23 protein-coding genes are annotated in these 17,200 nt (G+C 54.9%); 21 read left to right on the plus strand and 2 right to left on the minus strand.

All coding sequences use genetic code 11. The features are described from left to right. Positions 1–9: 9 nt before the first annotated feature. Entirely contained in the window at positions 10–1,356 is a 1,347-nt protein-coding gene (gene gcvPA, locus NFU03_RS02955; protein WP_251635963.1) for an aminomethyl-transferring glycine dehydrogenase subunit GcvPA, read from the plus strand. Further along, positions 1,349–2,833 carry an aminomethyl-transferring glycine dehydrogenase subunit GcvPB gene (gene gcvPB / locus NFU03_RS02960; protein ID WP_251635964.1) on the plus strand — a complete coding sequence of 495 codons (1,485 nt, stop codon included), beginning with the start codon at positions 1,349–1,351 and terminating at the stop codon, positions 2,831–2,833. Before gcvPA ends, gcvPB begins: the two co-directional genes overlap by 8 nt. A gap of 39 nt (positions 2,834–2,872) precedes the next feature. Here the strand turns inward: gcvPB and NFU03_RS02965 are convergent, their stop codons facing one another. After that, positions 2,873–3,229 carry a rhodanese-like domain-containing protein gene (locus NFU03_RS02965; RefSeq protein WP_251636220.1) on the minus strand — a complete coding sequence of 119 codons (357 nt, stop codon included), beginning with the start codon at positions 3,227–3,229 and terminating at the stop codon, positions 2,873–2,875. 132 nt (positions 3,230–3,361) lie between these two features. Here NFU03_RS02965 and NFU03_RS02970 point away from each other — a divergent pair, with 132 nt between their 5' ends. Continuing rightward, entirely contained in the window at positions 3,362–4,195 is an 834-nt protein-coding gene (locus NFU03_RS02970) for a lipoate--protein ligase family protein (RefSeq protein WP_251635965.1), read from the plus strand. Positions 4,196–4,238: 43 nt separating this feature from the next. Here the strand turns inward: NFU03_RS02970 and NFU03_RS02975 are convergent, their stop codons facing one another. After that, on the minus strand, positions 4,239–5,219 hold the full coding sequence (locus tag NFU03_RS02975; protein ID WP_251635966.1) for a DUF1385 domain-containing protein: 981 nt from the start codon (positions 5,217–5,219) through the stop codon (positions 4,239–4,241). A gap of 134 nt (positions 5,220–5,353) precedes the next feature. Between NFU03_RS02975 and NFU03_RS02980 the strand changes: the two genes are divergently transcribed. The 18 genes from NFU03_RS02980 to NFU03_RS03065 all read left to right on the plus strand — a co-directional run bounded on the left by NFU03_RS02980 (position 5,354) and on the right by NFU03_RS03065 (position 17,157). Continuing rightward, entirely contained in the window at positions 5,354–5,782 is a 429-nt protein-coding gene (locus NFU03_RS02980) for a hypothetical protein (protein ID WP_251635968.1), read from the plus strand. A gap of 60 nt (positions 5,783–5,842) precedes the next feature. Continuing rightward, positions 5,843–6,292: a type II 3-dehydroquinate dehydratase gene (aroQ, locus tag NFU03_RS02985; protein WP_251635970.1), complete on the plus strand. Its 450-nt coding sequence runs from the start codon at positions 5,843–5,845 to the stop codon at positions 6,290–6,292. Then, positions 6,289–7,347 (plus strand): M24 family metallopeptidase, encoded by a 1,059-nt coding sequence (locus NFU03_RS02990; protein WP_251635973.1) that lies wholly within the window; start codon positions 6,289–6,291, stop codon positions 7,345–7,347. The genes aroQ and NFU03_RS02990 overlap by 4 nt, the downstream gene beginning before the upstream one ends. A gap of 20 nt (positions 7,348–7,367) precedes the next feature. Beyond that, a complete protein-coding gene (gene efp, locus NFU03_RS02995) occupies positions 7,368–7,925 on the plus strand; it encodes an elongation factor P (protein ID WP_251635975.1) in 558 nt (185 codons plus the stop codon). Positions 7,926–8,039: 114 nt separating this feature from the next. Then, the gene (locus NFU03_RS03000; RefSeq protein WP_251635976.1) at positions 8,040–8,249 is read left to right on the plus strand and encodes a stage III sporulation protein AC; all 210 of its coding nucleotides are present in this window, start codon (positions 8,040–8,042) and stop codon (positions 8,247–8,249) included. Beyond that, entirely contained in the window at positions 8,249–8,626 is a 378-nt protein-coding gene (locus NFU03_RS03005) for a SpoIIIAC/SpoIIIAD family protein (protein WP_251635978.1), read from the plus strand. Before NFU03_RS03000 ends, NFU03_RS03005 begins: the two co-directional genes overlap by 1 nt. A 20-nt stretch (positions 8,627–8,646) precedes the next feature. Next, positions 8,647–9,540: a stage III sporulation protein AE gene (locus NFU03_RS03010; protein ID WP_251635981.1), complete on the plus strand. Its 894-nt coding sequence runs from the start codon at positions 8,647–8,649 to the stop codon at positions 9,538–9,540. Next, positions 9,541–9,711 carry a hypothetical protein gene (locus NFU03_RS03015; RefSeq protein WP_251635983.1) on the plus strand — a complete coding sequence of 57 codons (171 nt, stop codon included), beginning with the start codon at positions 9,541–9,543 and terminating at the stop codon, positions 9,709–9,711. It abuts the gene before it with no gap. Positions 9,712–9,788: 77 nt separating this feature from the next. Next, a complete protein-coding gene (locus NFU03_RS03020; RefSeq protein WP_251635985.1) occupies positions 9,789–10,208 on the plus strand; it encodes a hypothetical protein in 420 nt (139 codons plus the stop codon). Next, positions 10,195–10,737, plus strand: coding sequence for a SpoIIIAH-like family protein (locus NFU03_RS03025; protein WP_251635987.1), 543 nt, complete (start codon positions 10,195–10,197; stop codon positions 10,735–10,737). The genes NFU03_RS03020 and NFU03_RS03025 overlap by 14 nt, the downstream gene beginning before the upstream one ends. A 150-nt stretch (positions 10,738–10,887) precedes the next feature. Beyond that, the gene (accB, locus tag NFU03_RS03030) at positions 10,888–11,430 is read left to right on the plus strand and encodes an acetyl-CoA carboxylase biotin carboxyl carrier protein (RefSeq protein ID WP_251635990.1); all 543 of its coding nucleotides are present in this window, start codon (positions 10,888–10,890) and stop codon (positions 11,428–11,430) included. Between the two features lie 15 nt (positions 11,431–11,445). Beyond that, positions 11,446–12,798, plus strand: a complete 1,353-nt coding sequence (accC, locus tag NFU03_RS03035) for an acetyl-CoA carboxylase biotin carboxylase subunit (RefSeq protein WP_251635992.1) — start codon at positions 11,446–11,448, stop codon at positions 12,796–12,798. A gap of 32 nt (positions 12,799–12,830) precedes the next feature. Further along, entirely contained in the window at positions 12,831–13,220 is a 390-nt protein-coding gene (locus tag NFU03_RS03040; protein ID WP_251635994.1) for an Asp23/Gls24 family envelope stress response protein, read from the plus strand. Between the two features lie 122 nt (positions 13,221–13,342). Continuing rightward, positions 13,343–13,729: a transcription antitermination factor NusB gene (gene nusB / locus NFU03_RS03045; RefSeq protein WP_251635996.1), complete on the plus strand. Its 387-nt coding sequence runs from the start codon at positions 13,343–13,345 to the stop codon at positions 13,727–13,729. Between the two features lie 5 nt (positions 13,730–13,734). After that, the gene (gene folD / locus NFU03_RS03050; RefSeq protein WP_251635997.1) at positions 13,735–14,607 is read left to right on the plus strand and encodes a bifunctional methylenetetrahydrofolate dehydrogenase/methenyltetrahydrofolate cyclohydrolase FolD; all 873 of its coding nucleotides are present in this window, start codon (positions 13,735–13,737) and stop codon (positions 14,605–14,607) included. A 77-nt stretch (positions 14,608–14,684) separates the two neighbouring features. After that, the gene (gene xseA, locus NFU03_RS03055) at positions 14,685–16,037 is read left to right on the plus strand and encodes an exodeoxyribonuclease VII large subunit (RefSeq protein WP_251635999.1); all 1,353 of its coding nucleotides are present in this window, start codon (positions 14,685–14,687) and stop codon (positions 16,035–16,037) included. Continuing rightward, a complete protein-coding gene (xseB, locus tag NFU03_RS03060) occupies positions 16,038–16,280 on the plus strand; it encodes an exodeoxyribonuclease VII small subunit (RefSeq protein WP_251636001.1) in 243 nt (80 codons plus the stop codon). It begins immediately after the preceding gene. Then, the gene (locus NFU03_RS03065) at positions 16,273–17,157 is read left to right on the plus strand and encodes a polyprenyl synthetase family protein (RefSeq protein ID WP_251636003.1); all 885 of its coding nucleotides are present in this window, start codon (positions 16,273–16,275) and stop codon (positions 17,155–17,157) included. The genes xseB and NFU03_RS03065 overlap by 8 nt, the downstream gene beginning before the upstream one ends. Positions 17,158–17,200: the final 43 nt, after the last annotated feature.

Consider the following 17,200-nt stretch of genomic DNA (forward strand, 5'->3'; position numbering starts at 1 on the left):
GATTTGCAGATGATGCACCGTTATATACCGATGACAGAATCAGACAGGAACGAGATGCTTGAGGTGATTGGCATTTCATCCGTCGACGAATTGTTTGCAGACATTCCGGAGAAGATCCGGTTCAAAGGGAAACTGAACATCAAAGAAGCGAAATCGGAATCGGCACTGCTGAAGGAGATGTCACGCCTGGCGGCCAAAAACGCGGACTCACGTCAGTACGCATCTTTCCTTGGGGCAGGTGTCTATGACCACTACAAGCCGGTTATCGTGGACCATGTCATTTCCCGTTCTGAGTTCTACACGGCTTATACTCCCTACCAGCCTGAGATCTCGCAGGGGGAGCTGCAGGCGATCTTCGAATTCCAGACGATGATCTGTGAGCTGACAGGTATGGATCTCGCGAACTCGTCCATGTACGACGGCGGGACGGCCCTAGCCGAAGCAGGGACACTGGCTGCAGGTCATACGAAACGGAAGAAACTGATCATCTCGGAAACGGTCCATCCGGAAGCGCGCGACGTCGTACGCTCCTATGCAGACGGCCAGCAGATCGAAGTGGTCACTGTGCCCCACAAAGACGGCGTTACCGATATGGATGCGCTCGGGGAGCTGCTTGCAGACGATACGGCGGCCGTCCTTGTCCAATATCCGAATTTCTTTGGCCAGGTCGAGGACATCGAAGCGATCGGCAGGATGGCACATGACAGCGGAGCACTTTCCGTCGTGTCCGCCAATCCGCTCGCGCTCGGTATCCTGACACCTCCGGGACAGCTCGGCGCGGATATCACGGTCGGCGATGCCCAGCCATTCGGAATCCCGGAACAGTTCGGCGGTCCGCATTGCGGCTATTTCGCGGTTACGAAGAAACTGATGCGTAAAGTGCCCGGCCGTCTCGTCGGTGAAACGACGGACGAAGAAGGGCGCCGCGGGTATGTCCTGACGCTGCAGGCGCGGGAACAGCATATCCGCCGCGACAAAGCGACATCGAACATCTGTTCCAACCAGGCACTGAACGCCCTTGCGGCTTCCGTCGCGATGACGGCTCTCGGCAAGCAGGGGATCCGGGAAATCGCCTACCAGAACTACGCGAAGACCCATTACGCGAAGCAGGCATTCGAACAGGCGGGGTATACAGTACTCGGCGGGGACAGACATTTCAACGAACTCGTGGTCGACTGCAGACGTCCGGTGGAAGAGCTGAACGTGCAGCTGCTGGAACAGGGCATCATTGGAGGCTATGACCTGAGCCGTACGTATGAAGGAATGGAGAACCATGCATTGTTCGCAATCACTGAGCAGCGGACAAAAGAAGAGATCGATGCACTTGTGCAGGAAATGGAGGCTGTCCATGCATAACGAAAACCAACCACTCATTTTTGAAGTCTCGAAACCGGGACGGATCGGCTACAGTCTGACGGAGCTCGATGTACCGGAAGTCGATCTGGATGCACTGCTGCCGGACACGTTCGTCCGCAAAGACGCACCGGAACTCCCGGAAGTGTCCGAGCTCGATATCATGCGCCATTATACGGCACTGTCGAACCGCAACCACGGGGTGGATACAGGATTCTACCCGCTCGGTTCCTGTACGATGAAATACAACCCGAAAATCAACGAAGCCGTCGCCCGTATGGCCGGCTTCGCGAACATCCACCCGCTCCAGGCCGAATCGACGGTCCAGGGTGCAATGGAAGTGGCCTATGACCTGCAGGAGCATCTGTCGGAAATCACCGGGATGGCGGAAGTTACCCTCCAGCCGGCCGCAGGTGCGCATGGTGAATGGACGGCGCTCATGATGATCCGCGCATTCCACGAAGCGAATGGCGACACGGATCGCACCAAAGTGCTGGTCCCCGACTCGGCGCACGGTACGAACCCGGCGTCTGCGACAGTCGCCGGATTCGATACGGTAACTGTCCTGTCCGACGAGAACGGCCTTGTCGACATCGAGGATCTGCGATCAAAAGTCGACAGCCAGACGGCAGCGCTCATGCTGACAAACCCAAATACGCTCGGCCTGTTCGAAGAGCATATTCTCGAAATGGCGGAAATCGTCCACGGCGCCGGCGGAAAGCTGTATTATGACGGAGCCAACCTGAATGCGATCATGTCACAGGCCCGTCCGGGGGACATGGGGTTCGATGCTGTCCACTTGAACCTGCATAAGACCTTCACCGGTCCGCACGGCGGGGGAGGACCAGGATCAGGTCCTGTCGGTGTCACGGAAGAACTGGCACCTTACTTGCCGAAACCGGTCCTTGAGAAGCACGACGGCGTGTTCACGTTCAATTACGACCGTCCGCAGTCGATCGGCCGTGTGAAGCCGTTCTACGGCAACTTCGGCATCTACTTGCGCGCCTACACGTACATCCGCTCCATGGGGCCGGACGGCTTGAAGTCCGTCACGGAGAATGCCGTGCTGAACGCGAACTACATGATGCGCCGTCTCGAGCCGTATTTCGATCTTCCGTACCCGCAGCACTGCAAGCATGAATTCGTGCTATCGGGCCGGCGCCAGAAGAAACTCGGTGTCCGGACACTGGACATGGCGAAACGGCTCCTCGATTTCGGCTTCCATCCGCCGACAGTCTACTTCCCGCTCAACGTGGAGGAAGGGATGATGATCGAGCCGACGGAAACCGAATCGAAGGAAACGCTCGACTCCTTCATCGATGCGATGATCCAGATCGCGAAGGAAGTCGAAGAGAATCCGGAGATCGTCCAGGAAGCTCCGCACACGACCGTCATCAACCGGCTGGATGAAACAAAAGCAGCGCGTAAACCGATTTTGCGCTATACGCCTGCGACTGAAGAAGAATTGGTGAAAGCATAAGAAAAGGACCGGAGCCATATGGCCCGGTCCTTTCATTTGTCATTTTTTACTTTTCACTTTGCCGCTCCAGTTGCGGAAGCCGCCCTGCAGATGATACAGCTGCGTATAGCCCTTCTTTTTCAGGAAAAGGGCGGTCCGTGCACTTCTGCCGCCGTTCTGGTCATACAGGTAGACAGGCTTGTCGGAACGGATCTCTTTGTAGCGCTGGCGAAGCTGCGTGTAGGGCAGGTTCCGGGCGCCGAGAATATGGCCCGCATCGAAGTCCTTCGGTTCCCGCACGTCGATCAGCTGGGATTTCCGGTACCCTTCGATGAATTGCTCCTGCGATAAGTTGGTTACAGCTTTACGGAGCCGCAATGCGGTAATTGCGAAGTAGGCAATTAAAATGATGAGCATAGCTGCTAAAATATACAAATTCACGTTCAAAGCATTTTCCCCTTTCTATCTCTCTTCCATTATAAAGATTATGTGGCACTTGTTCAATCGCAATGATAAAATTGAGTCCGATATGGAAGGGATGGCGAAGTCATGGGGAAACGGCAATGGAATTTCATACAATCGGGCAAATGCAGCCCCTCTTATAACATGGCGCTCGATGAAGCGCTGCTGGACTGGCACAGCCGGGGGGAGATCGGCCCCGTCCTGAGGTTTTATGAATGGGAGCCGGCGACGCTGTCCATCGGCTACTTCCAGCGGGCCGCGAAGGAAATCGACATGGACGCAGTGCAGAAGCTCGGACTCGGATTCGTCAGACGTCCGACAGGCGGCCGAGGAGTGCTCCATGAGCACGAACTTACATACAGTGTCATCGTATCCGAAGACTATCCGGACATGCCTGAGACGGTGACGGAAGCCTATCGCGTCATTTCCGGCGGACTGCTTGAGGGCTTCCGCAACTTAGGACTGGACGCCTCATTTTCCGTCCCGGGTGAGCAGCTGACAGAGCAGCTGAAAAAACCAAAGAGCGGGGTATGCTTCGATGCACCGAGCTGGTATGAGCTTGTCGTCGAAGGCAAAAAAGTTGCGGGCAGTGCGCAGACACGCCAAAAAGGGGTGATCCTGCAGCACGGCGCCATCCTGCTGAGCCTCGATGAAGACAAGCTCGTCTCGCTGTTCAACTTCGAATCAGACGAAGCACGGGAACGGGTGCGCAGGGGCCTGCCGGAAAAAGCGGTGGCGATCGACCGCCTCACCGACAGGCAGATCACGATCGAAGAATGCTCGGCAGCGTTTTCAACAGGTTTCGAGGAAGCACTCGACATCGAGCTTGTCCCGTTCGAACTGAGCGACGAACAGCTTGCTATCGTGAAAGAAATCGAGCAGAACAAATACGCGAATGACGAATGGAATTTCAAAAAATGAAAAACGGTCCGGTATGCACATCGCATCCGGACCTTCTCTATTTTCAGAGATTCACCGTGCTCATTTCCGCTTCAGCGGATAAAGGTGAAGGTTCCGTCAGGACGGACTCTCCGTGGACTTCCACTTCCAGCAGCTTATTGAACGAGGCGATCGCCACTTCGACCTGGTCGTCTTCCGGCTCTTTCGTCGTCAGCAGCTGGAGCCACAGACCGGGATACCCGAGATACCGGAGGATCGGAACATTCCGAACGGCATTCGTCAGCTGCAGCACTTCGAATGACACACCGAGCACGACCGGGATCAGCAGGATGCGGTTGACGATCCGCAGCCAGAACGGGTCCGTCGGCACGAGGAAATAGAGGAACATGCCGACGATGACGGTGAACAGCAGGAAGCTGCTGCCGCACCGGTAGTGGAGGCGCGACTGGCTCTGCACGTTTTCGACCGTCAGCGGCAGACCGCTCTCGTAGCAGTTGATCACCTTATGCTCCGCGCCGTGGTATTTGAACACCCGCTTGATGAGCGGTGTCATGGATATGAGCGAAACGTAACTGAGCAGCAGGGCGAGCTTGAAGAAGGTTTCAAGCAGGATCTGCACCGTCTTTCCGGGGAACACCGGCTGAAGAAGACCTGCAAGGAAGACAGGGAACAGTGTGAAGACGAATTTACCGAAGACGAATGACAGCACGCCTACCGCAGCCACGCCGAGGATCATCGTCAATTTGGATGACTCCTCTTCCTTCTTCTCCACTTCCTCGCCCGGCATGACATCGTACCGGTCGCTTGCGAACGTCAGATGCTTCGATCCGAGACCGGCGGATTCGACCAGCGCGATCAGACCGCGCAACAGCGGAATCTTCTTCAGTTTCTGACGGACAGGACTGGTCTCTTTCAGCGCATGGAAATAATCGATGGATCCGTCTTTCCGCCGGATGGCAGTGACGGTGTGCCGCCTGCCTCCGAACATGACCCCTTCGATCAGCGCCTGCCCGCCATAAGCGGGAGCTTGTCGGTTCTCTTCCATATACAGCCCACTTTCTTCATTGTAAATTAGTCGTTGACGTGATTATTCCATTGTACAGGAAAAAGCGGCTCTGCTCCAGTATTCACGTTTAAAAGTTCCCAATTCGGCGACACTTGGACTAGGAGGGGACAGTCATGCAACTGCATACTTTTTTCTGGACCGCCGCTGTCGCTGGGCTGTTCAGCGCGCTGAGTCTGAAGTTTCTGCACATTTTCCATTTCGTATCCTGGTCGCCGGTCGGGTGGATGGATCGGTTCGTCTTTCTCACCAAGCAGCCTTCAGCGGTCAAATGGACGGTTTTCATTCTGCTGCTGTTCGTGCTCCATGCAATGCTGTACGGCCTCTTCACGGCTGCTTCCCAACTGCCGCCGTCCGTGATGGCCATCCTCATGGCCATCATTGTCGTCTGCGCCGTCGAATGGGCCGTGACGCCTCCTGCATCGCTGAAGTCCGCGTACCGTGCAGTGTCCATCCCATTGTTGGCACTTGCGGCGATCATCATGAGGTTCGTCTCCGGAACGGCGGTATTCATGGATACAGAAGTGAAAAGGAAGGCGAAATAGGTTGCCTCGTCTAAATGTTGTGATAAAATGAATGGGAAAATGACGAGGGGCTGATCGTTTATGGAACTGTTACTGTTGAATGGACCTAACCTGAACAGATTAGGCAAGAGGGAACCCGATATCTACGGTCACGACACATTGGCGGACGTCGAACGGCGCGTGCGCACGCTGTGTGAAAACCGCGGTATCGGGTGTCTCTGTTTCCAGTCGAACCACGAAGGAGCGCTGATCGACCGGATCCATCAGGCGGCCGATGAAGGGGTTAAAGCGATCATCTTCAATCCCGGTGCCTACACCCATACAAGTATCGCGCTGCGTGACGCGGTCGCGTCCGTCGGTTTGCCGGTGGTGGAAGTCCATATTTCCAACATACATACTCGTGAGCCGTTTCGGCATCAGTCCATGATCGCACCTGTGAGCATGGGACAAATCACCGGACTCGGCACGGACGGCTATGAACTGGCCGTGATGGCGCTGATCCGCAAACTGGAAAGGGATGGGGAACTATGAAACTGAAGAAACTCCGCAGCCTGCTGGCTGAAAAAGAGCTCGATGCACTGCTGATCACGAATGGCTATAACCGCCGCTATATGACCAATTTCACCGGGACTGCCGGCGTGGCCGTCGTGTCAAAAGACGATGCGGTGTTCATCACGGATTTCCGATATATGGAACAGGCTGCAGAGCAAGTGAAGGATTTCCGGATCGTGCAGCACGAAAAGACGATCATCGAAGAAGTGGCGAACCAATTGGAAGAGATGAACGTGAAAACGCTCGGCTTCGAAAAAGAGGACCTCACGTACGGGATGTATGATCTGTACAAGTCCGCTATTTCGGCAGAACTCGTCCCGACTGCGGGGCTTATTGAAAAGCTCCGTATCGTCAAAACCCCTGAGGAACTCGTGATCCTGCGCCAGGCGGCCAAGATCGCTGATGATGCGTTCACACATATTTGCGGGTTCATCAAACCGGGTATGACGGAACTGGAAGTGGCGAACGAATTGGAGTTCTTCATGCGCAGGCAGGGAGCGGCATCATCGTCGTTCGACACGATCGTCGCTTCAGGCGTGCGGGGTGCACTGCCGCACGGAGTCGCGAGCGATAAAAAAATTCAGTCGGGAGAACTCGTGACAATGGATTACGGTGCGTTGTATAATGGGTACATCTCTGATATAACGCGTACTGTTGCGGTTGGTGAACCGACGGACCAAATGCGGGAAATTTACGAGATCACACTTGCTGCCCAAAAACTTGCAGTCGAAGGCTTCAAACCGGGAATGACCGGCAAAGAGGCGGATGCCATTGCACGGGACTACATTACCGAAAAAGGGTATGGCGAGGCGTTCGGCCATTCGACAGGACACGGAATCGGTCTGGAAGTCCACGAATTGCCAGGGCTGTCTTTCCGCTCTGACATGGTTCTCGAATCGAATATGACGGTAACGGCTGAACCTGGTATTTACCTGCCGGGGGTCGGCGGTGTCCGGATCGAGGACGACCTGGTCATCACGGAAGACGGCTGTGAGCGGCTGACGCACTCGACAAAAGAACTGCAAATTCTATAATTGCTATTGGAGGAAACACAATGATCTCAGTAAACGATTTCAAGACAGGCTTAACGATTGAAGTGGACGGTGATATTTGGCGTGTTATGGAATTCCAGCACGTGAAACCGGGTAAGGGAGCGGCGTTCGTCCGTTCGAAACTACGGAATCTCCGTTCAGGCAACGTGAATGAAAAGACGTTCCGTGCGGGTGAGAAAGTGGCGAAAGCGCAGATCGACAACCGCCGCATGCAATATTTGTATGCGAACGGCGATGACCATGTCTTTATGGATAACGAGTCTTACGAGCAGATTGAACTGCCGGAGAAGCAGATCGAGTACGAACTCAAGTATTTGAAAGAAAACATGGAAGTGCACGTCATCCAGTACAAAGAAGAAGTGCTTGGCGTGGAACTGCCATCCACTGTCATCCTGGAAGTTGCTGAAACCGAACCGGGCATCAAAGGCGACACAGCGAGCGGCGGTTCGAAACCTGCGAAGATGGAAACAGGCTTGACTGTCCAAGTGCCGTTCTTCGTCAACATCGGCGACAAACTGATCATTAACACCGAAGAAGGGGAATACGTTTCCCGCGCGTAATCTGCAGGAATCCTATAGGTACAATCCAACGCACAGCAGTCCGAAACGGACCGCTGTGCGTTTTCATATTCCCCCGATTTCCGGCGTATAGTGAAGCAGGAGGAGGATCGCCGGATGGAACTGAATGACCTGCTGCGGATCGCCGGCATCGGATTGGTGATCGGCTGTCTGCATATTTTCTTCGAGCAGACGGGCAAGAAGGAGTTCTCCTTTTTCCTGTTCTTCATCGCTTATCTGTATATCGCTGTGGAAATGATCCGCTTCCTGCGCATCTTTTTCACTGAAATCTCCGACTTTCTCCAGTGGCTTTCCCTGGCAATGTGATGGGGCTCCTCTTTCAGCTGTTCACCGTGTTTTTGCTGCTGCTGGCCATCCGCTTCGCGGTCCCCCAGCTGCATCCGCTCTTACACAGTGCCCTATTCGTCTTCCTGCTCGGCTATGTGATGATCCAGGCGTTCATCCCGTTCCTGCAGACGCTCAGCCGTACATTCGAATCAATTCCCCAGCCGTTCGGTCCGCTTCTGCTCGGCAGTGCGTTCGTCTTCTTCCTCGGTGAATCGCTGTCTGGGCATTTGGAGGAATCCGGCTATGCGTCGCTTGCCAGGCTGTCGGAACTCGCTGTCAAGATCTTCATCCTGTCATTCTGGCTGCCCCATCTGTCCCGCCTCATCCAGCAGCTGTCGCAACTCATTACGCCCTGAACCGGAGGGATGGCACAGTCATGACCCAATTCATCCACTCGCTGATCGGAAGCCTGGTCGCGAGCTTCGTGACCGTCCTGCTGATTGCACTCCTTGCTGCGGTCGTCAATTATCTGTTTCCCGCCTTCCGCGAATGGACGGATCACCTGCTGTTCATCGTCATCCTGCTTGCCGTGCTGCGTCCGGCGTTCGACCAGGTGCTGCTCGTGCGGACGATGATGAAATCGACAGCTGCCCTGTTCGTATCCAGCTACCCCATTCTGACCGCCGGGATGGCGATTTCAGGGAATGCGCTGAATCTGATCAGCTTCCAGCCTGCCCTGCTCCTGTTCGCCCATGGCGCCGTCTACTTTGCGGACCGGCTCCTCCTGCCGCTCATGACTGCGGCGATGCTTCTCGATGTCATCACGCGGATGAATCCTCGGATTCCTTATTCCAAGCTGTCGGACATGCTCCGGACGACCCTGCTGGCGTTCGTGTCGGCGGTCGTTGCTGCTTACTCCATCTTCATCACCGCTGGAGGGGCGGTCACATTCGGACTTTCCGAAACAGCCAGTGAACCGCTGAAGGAACTGATCCGCCAGAACATCCCGTTCGTCGGATCGTTCGTCACGGACAGCCTTGGCGCTATCGGAAGGTACTCTTCCGGGGCAGGGACGCTGGCAGGGGGCTGGATGCTCGTCACATTATGGGGCATTGCAGCGCTGCCGGTCATCCAGACACTGCTCGTCGCCTTCTTGTACCGCTGGACGGCGGCGATCATCGAACCGTTCGCTGCGGAAGCGTTTTCCGATGTACTCGATGATATCGGCCGCTCGCTGTTCGTCCTTAGCGGTATTACATTTCTCCTGGTATTTGCATTCATCTATACAGTCCTGTTCTTCATCGCCTTTTTAAAACTGATGGGAAGCTGAATGGAGGGAGCGTATGGTGTCTTTTTGACAGGTGTCCTGCTCATCTCGGTGCTGTCGTCCGTGCTGCTTCTGCTGCTGCCCGAATCGCGTCACGAGGAGTTTGCCCAGCTTGCGAAACTGGCAGCGGGCATGTGGCTGCTGTTCAATCTCATTTCTCTGTTCAGGTTATAGACGGCGGCTGCCGTGCATACATTGCATCATAGATGAACAGGCCTCATCTCGAAGGGAAGTACGAAAATGGTGATGCTATGGAAAAACCGAGTATGAAAGTCCAGATGCTCATCTTTGCCGCCATCACGATTCTCGCGGTCATCTTATTCACCCCTCCCTGGAAACTCTCCGGGGAGGCCAAGGAAAAGGAGGGGACGTCCGGAACAGCCGCACTTGAACACGCACTGCACAAAATGGAGGGGGTCGGGGAAGTTGCGATCTACCTTCATCCGGAAGCTGGGGAGAAGGAACAGTCGCCGCTGGCTGATTATTTCACAAAGAAACCAGCATCCGACCAATCAGGCACGACAGGTGTGCTTGTGGTAGCTGAAGGAGCAGGGAACCCAGGAGTGAAGTCCGAGCTGAAACGGCTGCTGTCCGCCGTGCTGATGCTGCCGGAGCACCGGATCGTAATCGTGGAAATGACAAAAAGGGGGAACGATGATGAGAACCAATAAACGCACTGTCTGGTTTTTAACACTGATGAGCTTGGTGGCGGTCATTTCAATCTACTATATTAAGGAAAAAGCGCCGATGTCATTCGACGGCATCCAGATCTTCTCGGACGACCTGAAAGGCACGGCAGACGGCAAGAAGACGGATGCCGATAAGAAGACACCAGTATTCGCAAATTCCTATGTATTCGAAGAGATGCGCATGGTCGTCCGGGACGAGCGCAGCAAATTACAGTCACAGCTCAACGCGAAGATGACCTCTCCGGATTACTCCGCAGAAGAGAAGAACGATGCGATGAACGAAATGGCGGAACTGACGAAGCGTGAATCGGCGGAAGCGCTGCTCGAGCTGCAGATCAAAGCCCTCGGCTATCCGGAAGCATTCGTGAAAACAGATAACAACGACGTGAATGTGACGGTCCTCTCGACGGAAGGTCATTCCGCCAAACTGGCCGCTGAGATTACCCAGTATGTCAAGGCGAGCTGGGATGGCGCCCAGCAGGTATCCGTCGAATTCAAAGGGAATAACTGATCGACAGAAAGGCCCGACTGCGGGTCTTTTTTTCTATTTTCCCGATTTTGAAGAGCAAATAAAGGTTAACTATTTCAAAATCCGTTAAAAACGACTACTATATAGAATGAGGGATGTATTACAAACTATATGGAGTCAGGAGAATCATTCATGTTAAAGATCCAGGAAATCCGAGAAATCATCAAACTAATCGACCAATCATCTATCGACAAATTCACGTACGAAGCAGATGGGGCAAAAATTAAAATCGTAAAAGGCGGCACTCAGGCGGGATCAGCGGTTTCAGCTGCACCGTACCAGACGCCGGCTGTCCCGGACGTCCAGGATCCGGCTTCAGGCGCAGAACCAGCCCGTCAGGCGGCTCCGGTGAAACCGGCAGCGCCGAAAGAAGAAACACCAGCTGCGGCACAGCCGAAAGCAGAGCCAGCAGCGGACAAAACTGCAGACCCATCGCTGAAGGCGATCGTTTCGCCGATGGTCGGCACATTCTACAAATCATCGTCCCCTGAGGCGGATCCGTTTGTTCAGATCGGCAAAAAGGTCGGCAGTGAAGACGTCGTCTGCATCGTGGAAGCGATGAAACTGTTCAACGAAATAGAAGCCGAAGTATCCGGTGAGATCGTTGAAATCCTTGTACAGGACGGTCAACTCGTGGAATACGGGCAGCCTCTTTTCCTAGTTAAAGAAAACTGATAGGGGGAATGGACGATGAAAAAGATTCTGATCGCTAATCGCGGGGAGATTGCGGTTCGTATTATCCGGGCATGTAAAGAAATGGGGCTGCAGACGGTTGCCGTTTATTCCGAGGCGGATCACGATGCGCTGCATGTGAAACTCGCTGATGAGGCTTTCTGCATCGGACCTAAGTTATCGAAAGACAGCTATTTGAATTTCTCCAACATTATCAGCGTAGCCAAGATGACGGACTGCGACGGCATCCACCCGGGCTACGGATTCCTGGCGGAGAATGCAAGTTTCGCAGAAATGTGTGAAGAGGTGAACATCGAATTCATCGGGCCGACGTCCGAATCGATCGCACGTATGGGCGCGAAGGACGCTGCGCGTGAAACGATGCGTCTTGCAGGGGTCCCGATCGTACCTGGGTCCGACGGGATCGTTGCCGACGAAGAGGAAGCGCTTACGGTTGCTGAGAAGATCGGTTTCCCGGTCATCATCAAAGCGACTGCCGGCGGAGGAGGAAAAGGGATCCGCGTTGCACGCGATCCGGAAGAACTGAAGAAGGGCATCAAGACGACACAGAAGGAAGCAGCCGCAGCGTTCGGCAATCCGGGTGTCTACCTTGAGAAATTCATCGAGGAGTTCCGCCACGTTGAAATCCAGGTGCTCGCGGACAAGCACGGCCACACACTGTATCTCGGAGAGCGCGACTGTTCGATCCAGCGCCGGATGCAGAAACTCGTGGAAGAGGCGCCGTCACCGGCTTTGACGCCGGCCATGCGCAAAGAGATGGGCGAAGCGGCGGTGAAAGCTGCCGAAGCGGTCGATTACCGCGGGGCCGGTACCGTCGAATTCATCTATGACCACATCAACAAGAAGTTCTACTTCATGGAGATGAACACCCGGATCCAAGTAGAGCATCCGGTCACCGAGATGATCACAGGCATCGACCTCATCCAGCAGCAGCTGAAAGTGGCGTCCGGTGAGGAACTCGCTTTCAAGCAGAAAGACATCAAAATCAACGGCTGGGCGATCGAATGCCGGATCAACGCCGAAAATCCGGAAAAGAACTTCATGCCGTCCCCTGGCACAGTGGACATGTACCTGGCACCGGGCGGTTTCGGGGTCCGAGTCGATTCGGCTGTCTATCCGGGCTATAAGATCCCGCCATTCTACGACTCCATGGTCGCGAAACTCATCGTCCATGCAGATACGCGGGAAGAGGCTGTCGCCCGTATGAAGCGTGCACTCGATGAGTTCGTCGTGGAAGGCGTCAAGACGACGATCCCTTTCCATTACAAGCTGATGGATCACGAAGTGTTCAAGTCGGGTGATTTCGATACGAAGTTCCTCGAAAAGTATGATGTCATGAATACCGACTGAGATCATCCAACTGAGATAGGAGGCGAACTGACATGTCTGAGAAACAACCTGCATTCATTGAAACGAACCCATCTTCACAGGCGACTCTCGGAAAAATCGAACTGGCGCCTGAAGTGCTCGAAGTGATCATCGGCATCGCCACTTCGGAAGTCGAGGGGATTGCGATGACTTCCGGGAACTTTGCAGCCGGGGTGGCGGAGAAATTCGGGAAAGTCATGCATGGCAAAGGCGTCAAAGCGGACTGGGCGGACAACCGTCTCCTCATCGACGTTTATTGCGTCGCAGAAGAGGGAGAGCGGATACCGCACCTTATCACGGACGTCCAGCGGAATATCCGTGAAGCCGTTTTCCATATGACCTCAATCGAAGCCGGAGAAGTCAATGTCCACGTCACCGGCATCCGCTCAGAACCGATCCAATAATTGGGCAAACGAGTGAAAGCATCATCTTCGGATGGTGCTTTTGCCGTTTCCGACTGTATCTTCATGCAGCAGATGTGCTATGATTAAGCCTAATCGACACAGTAACGAAGGAGACCATTTGTATGAAACGAAGAGAAGCGAGAGAAAAAGCGGTACAGACTCTTTTCCAGCTCGATGGGACAGGACTGCCTGCAGAAGAAGCGATCAGCTATATTATCGAAGGGCCGGTTGACCCTTTTTATGAGTCTCTCGTCAAGGGGACGATCGAACACAAGGAAGAAATCGATCAGGCGCTCGTCGACAAACTGGAAAACTGGTCATTGGACCGTCTTCCGAAGATCGAACGGACAGTCCTCCGCCTGGCGGGTTATGAAATCTTATATAACGAAGAAGTCCCGCACAAAGTGGCGGTGAACGAAGCGATCGAATTGTGCAAGACATTCGGCGATGAAAAGTCCGGCCGTTTCGTCAACGGGGTTCTCTCGAAGTTTGAACAGCAAAGGATGTGACGCGTTTGACCGGAAGGATTATCGACGGGAAAGCGATCAGTGAACAAATCAGAAGACAGATCAAATCGGACACGGACCGCCTTATCGAAAGAGGCTGCCGTCCGGGACTCGCCGTCGTGCTAGTCGGCGACAACCAGGCGTCCCGCACGTATGTGACGAACAAAAAGAAAGCAAGCTTGGCTGCGGGCATGAAGTCCGAGCTCATCGAACTGCCGAGTGAAGTCAGCCAGCAGGCGCTGCTCAACACGGTGGACCGGCTGAACCGCGATCCGTCCATCCACGGCATCCTCGTGCAGCTTCCGCTGCCGCCCCACATCGATGAAAGTGCCGTCATCCAGGCGATCTCCCCGAAGAAAGACGTCGATGGGTTCCATCCTGAGAATGTCGGGAAGATGATCATCGGGCAGGATTCATTCATCTCCTGTACACCGGCAGGCATCATGGAGCTGCTGAAGCAGGCAGGTGTCGGGATCGCAGGGAAACATGCCGTCATCCTTGGACGCAGCAATATCGTCGGAAAGCCGATGGGACAGCTGCTGCTCCAGCAAGACGCAACCGTCACGTATTGCCACTCGAAGACGGAGAACCTCGAAACGTTCACCAGGCAGGCGGACATCCTGATCGCAGCGATCGGCCAGGCGAAGTTCATCACCGCCGATCACGTCAAGCAGGGCGCCGTCGTCATCGATGTCGGCATGAACCGGGACGAGCACGGGAAACGATGCGGGGACGTGGATTTCGACAGTGTCCGGGAGAAAGCGAGCGCCATCACACCGGTGCCGGGCGGCGTCGGACCGATGACCGTGACGATGCTGCTGAAGAACACGCTGAAAAGTGCAACACAAACATGCAGTAATTATATATCGACAAATGGCTGATCCAGCCGTTACATAGAGAACGATGATGCTGTTTCTTCCAGAAGAGACAGCTTTTTATACGCGGGGAGGGAGCCGACTTGTCCAGCAACCCATATTTGACCGTCCAGGCAGTGACAAAATATATCAAACGGAAGTTCGACGCCGACCGCCATTTGCGGAATGTCTATATAAAAGGCGAACTGTCCAACGTGAAACTGCATCCGAGCGGCCATATCTATTTCACTTTGAAAGACGACAAAAGCCGGATTCAGGCGGCCATGTTCCGCGGCAGTGCGGCCAAGCTGCAATTCCGGCCGGAAAGCGGCATGAACGTCCTGATCACCGGGGATGTCAACGTCTATGAAAGCAGCGGCCAGTACCAGCTGTATGTCCAGACGATGGAGCCGGACGGCATCGGCGCACTGTTCCTGGCGTATGAACAATTGAAAGAACAGCTCGGTAAAGAAGGCCTGTTCGACGCACGCTGGAAACAGCCGCTTCCCTGGATTCCTGGGAAAGTCGGCGTCGTGACAGCGAAATCAGGAGCCGCGTTCCAGGATATATGCTCGACGATCGGCCGGCGGTTCCCGATGGCTGAGATCGTCCTCTTCCCGGCGGCAGTACAAGGACGCCAGGCTGTCCCGTCGATCGTCGAAGCGATCAAGCAGGCAGGCAGACGGACGGATATCGATGTCCTCATCGTCGGACGAGGCGGCGGTTCGATCGAAGACTTATGGGCATTCAACGAAGAGGCGGTGGCCCGTGCCCTGTTCTCCTGCCGCATACCGACGATCAGTGCAGTCGGTCACGAAACGGATACGACGATCGCCGATTTTGTCGCAGATCACCGTGCACCTACACCGACTGCTGCTGCTGAAATGGCCGTACCTGCCCAAGAAGAACTTGCGGGCCGTATATTGGACAGGAAGCGGGTCATCTACAGGTTCCTCGCCTCCCGTCTCCAAGGTGAACAGAAACGGCTGGGCAGGCTGCAGAGCGCCTATCCTTTCGCCTACCCGGATCGGCTGTACCGGCCGTTCATCGAAAAACAGGCGATGCTCGACGAGCGGCTCACCCGCAGCTGGAATGAGCTGCTGAACCGCAAAAACCAGCATGCGGAGCACTGGCAGTCACGGCTCCAATATGTCTCGCCGCTCGTCCGTCTGCAGAACAGCCTGAAGGCGACTTCCTCTTCGGAGGAACGGCTGACGAGAGCGATCAGCCAGATCGCGGGCAGGAAGCAGGAACAGTACATCACCCGTCTGCGGATGCTGCAGGCACTCAATCCGCTGAACGTGATGGACCGCGGGTTCTCCATCATCTACAAGGAGGGCCGCATGGTGAAATCCGTGGAGGGCATGGTGCCCGGCGATACAGTGGATATCACACTGCAGGACGGTACCGCGACTGCGGAAATCCGGTCACTCACACAGAACAGGGAGGAATCATGAATGGAAACCGATTCGATGAAGTTCGAAGAAGCGATGATGCAGCTGGAAAAGATCGTCCAGCAGCTTGAGACAGGCGACGTTCCGCTTGAGGACTCGATCACGCTTTATAAGCAGGGGATGGAGCTTTCGGCATTCTGCCAGCAGAAGCTCCAGCATGCCGAGAAACAGCTCATAACGATTGTCGACAATACGGACGCGGCGGCTCAGTTCGATCCTTCGAAAGGGGAGAACGCGGGTGAATAAGCGGCTGAAACAGTTCATGGAGGAAAAACTGCCTCTTTTACATACTCATTTCGACCGGCTGTTCGATGAGAAGGACGTTCCGGAAACGCTGCGGAAGGCGATGGCGTATTCAGTGGACGCCGGCGGAAAACGGATTCGTCCGCTGCTTGTCCTCGCAGTCCTTGAAGACCTAGGTGCAACGTCGGAAGACGCCATCCGGGTCGCGGGCGCGATCGAACTGATCCATACCTATTCCCTCATCCATGATGATCTGCCGTGCATGGATGACGACGACTTCAGGCGCGGCAATCCGACCAACCATATCGTATTCGGGGAGGCAGCTGCAGTCCTTGCAGCTGATGCTCTGCAAACGCTTGCTTTTGAAGAACTCGCATCTCTTGCACATACCGATCCGGGAACCATGATCCGGATCCTGCGTTCTGTAAGCAGGGCGTCAGGTGCAGAAGGGATGGTCGGCGGCCAGGTGCTTGACATGGAAGGCGAAGGCAGGGAACTGACGTTAACGGAACTTGAGACGATCCACAACCTGAAGACAGGCGCACTGCTGTCCTGCTGCGTCGAATGCGGCGCGCTCCTTGCCCATGCGACGGACGACACGCTCAGCGCTCTGCGTGTCTTCTCAAGCAATATCGGTCTGGCTTTCCAGATCAAGGACGACATACTGGACGTCACGGCCTCGACTGAACAGCTCGGGAAGACGGCCAACAAAGACACGGAGAGTGAAAAGAGCACCTACCCGGCGCTTCTCGGCCTCGACGGTGCGGCCGGCAGACTGGCGGACCACCACCGCCGCGCCAAAGAAGCTCTTCTGGAGGCGGGCCTCAAGGGTTCGCTGGCGGCGGACATCGCCGATTATATCATTGATCGCAATGCTTGAAGCGAGTCGTCTAAATGGTACTGTTCTGGCGGTTATTGATATA

Origin of the sequence: Sporosarcina sp. NCCP-2716, from assembly GCF_023707985.1 — a bacterium.
Classification (GTDB): Bacteria; Bacillota; Bacilli; order Bacillales_A; family Planococcaceae; genus Sporosarcina.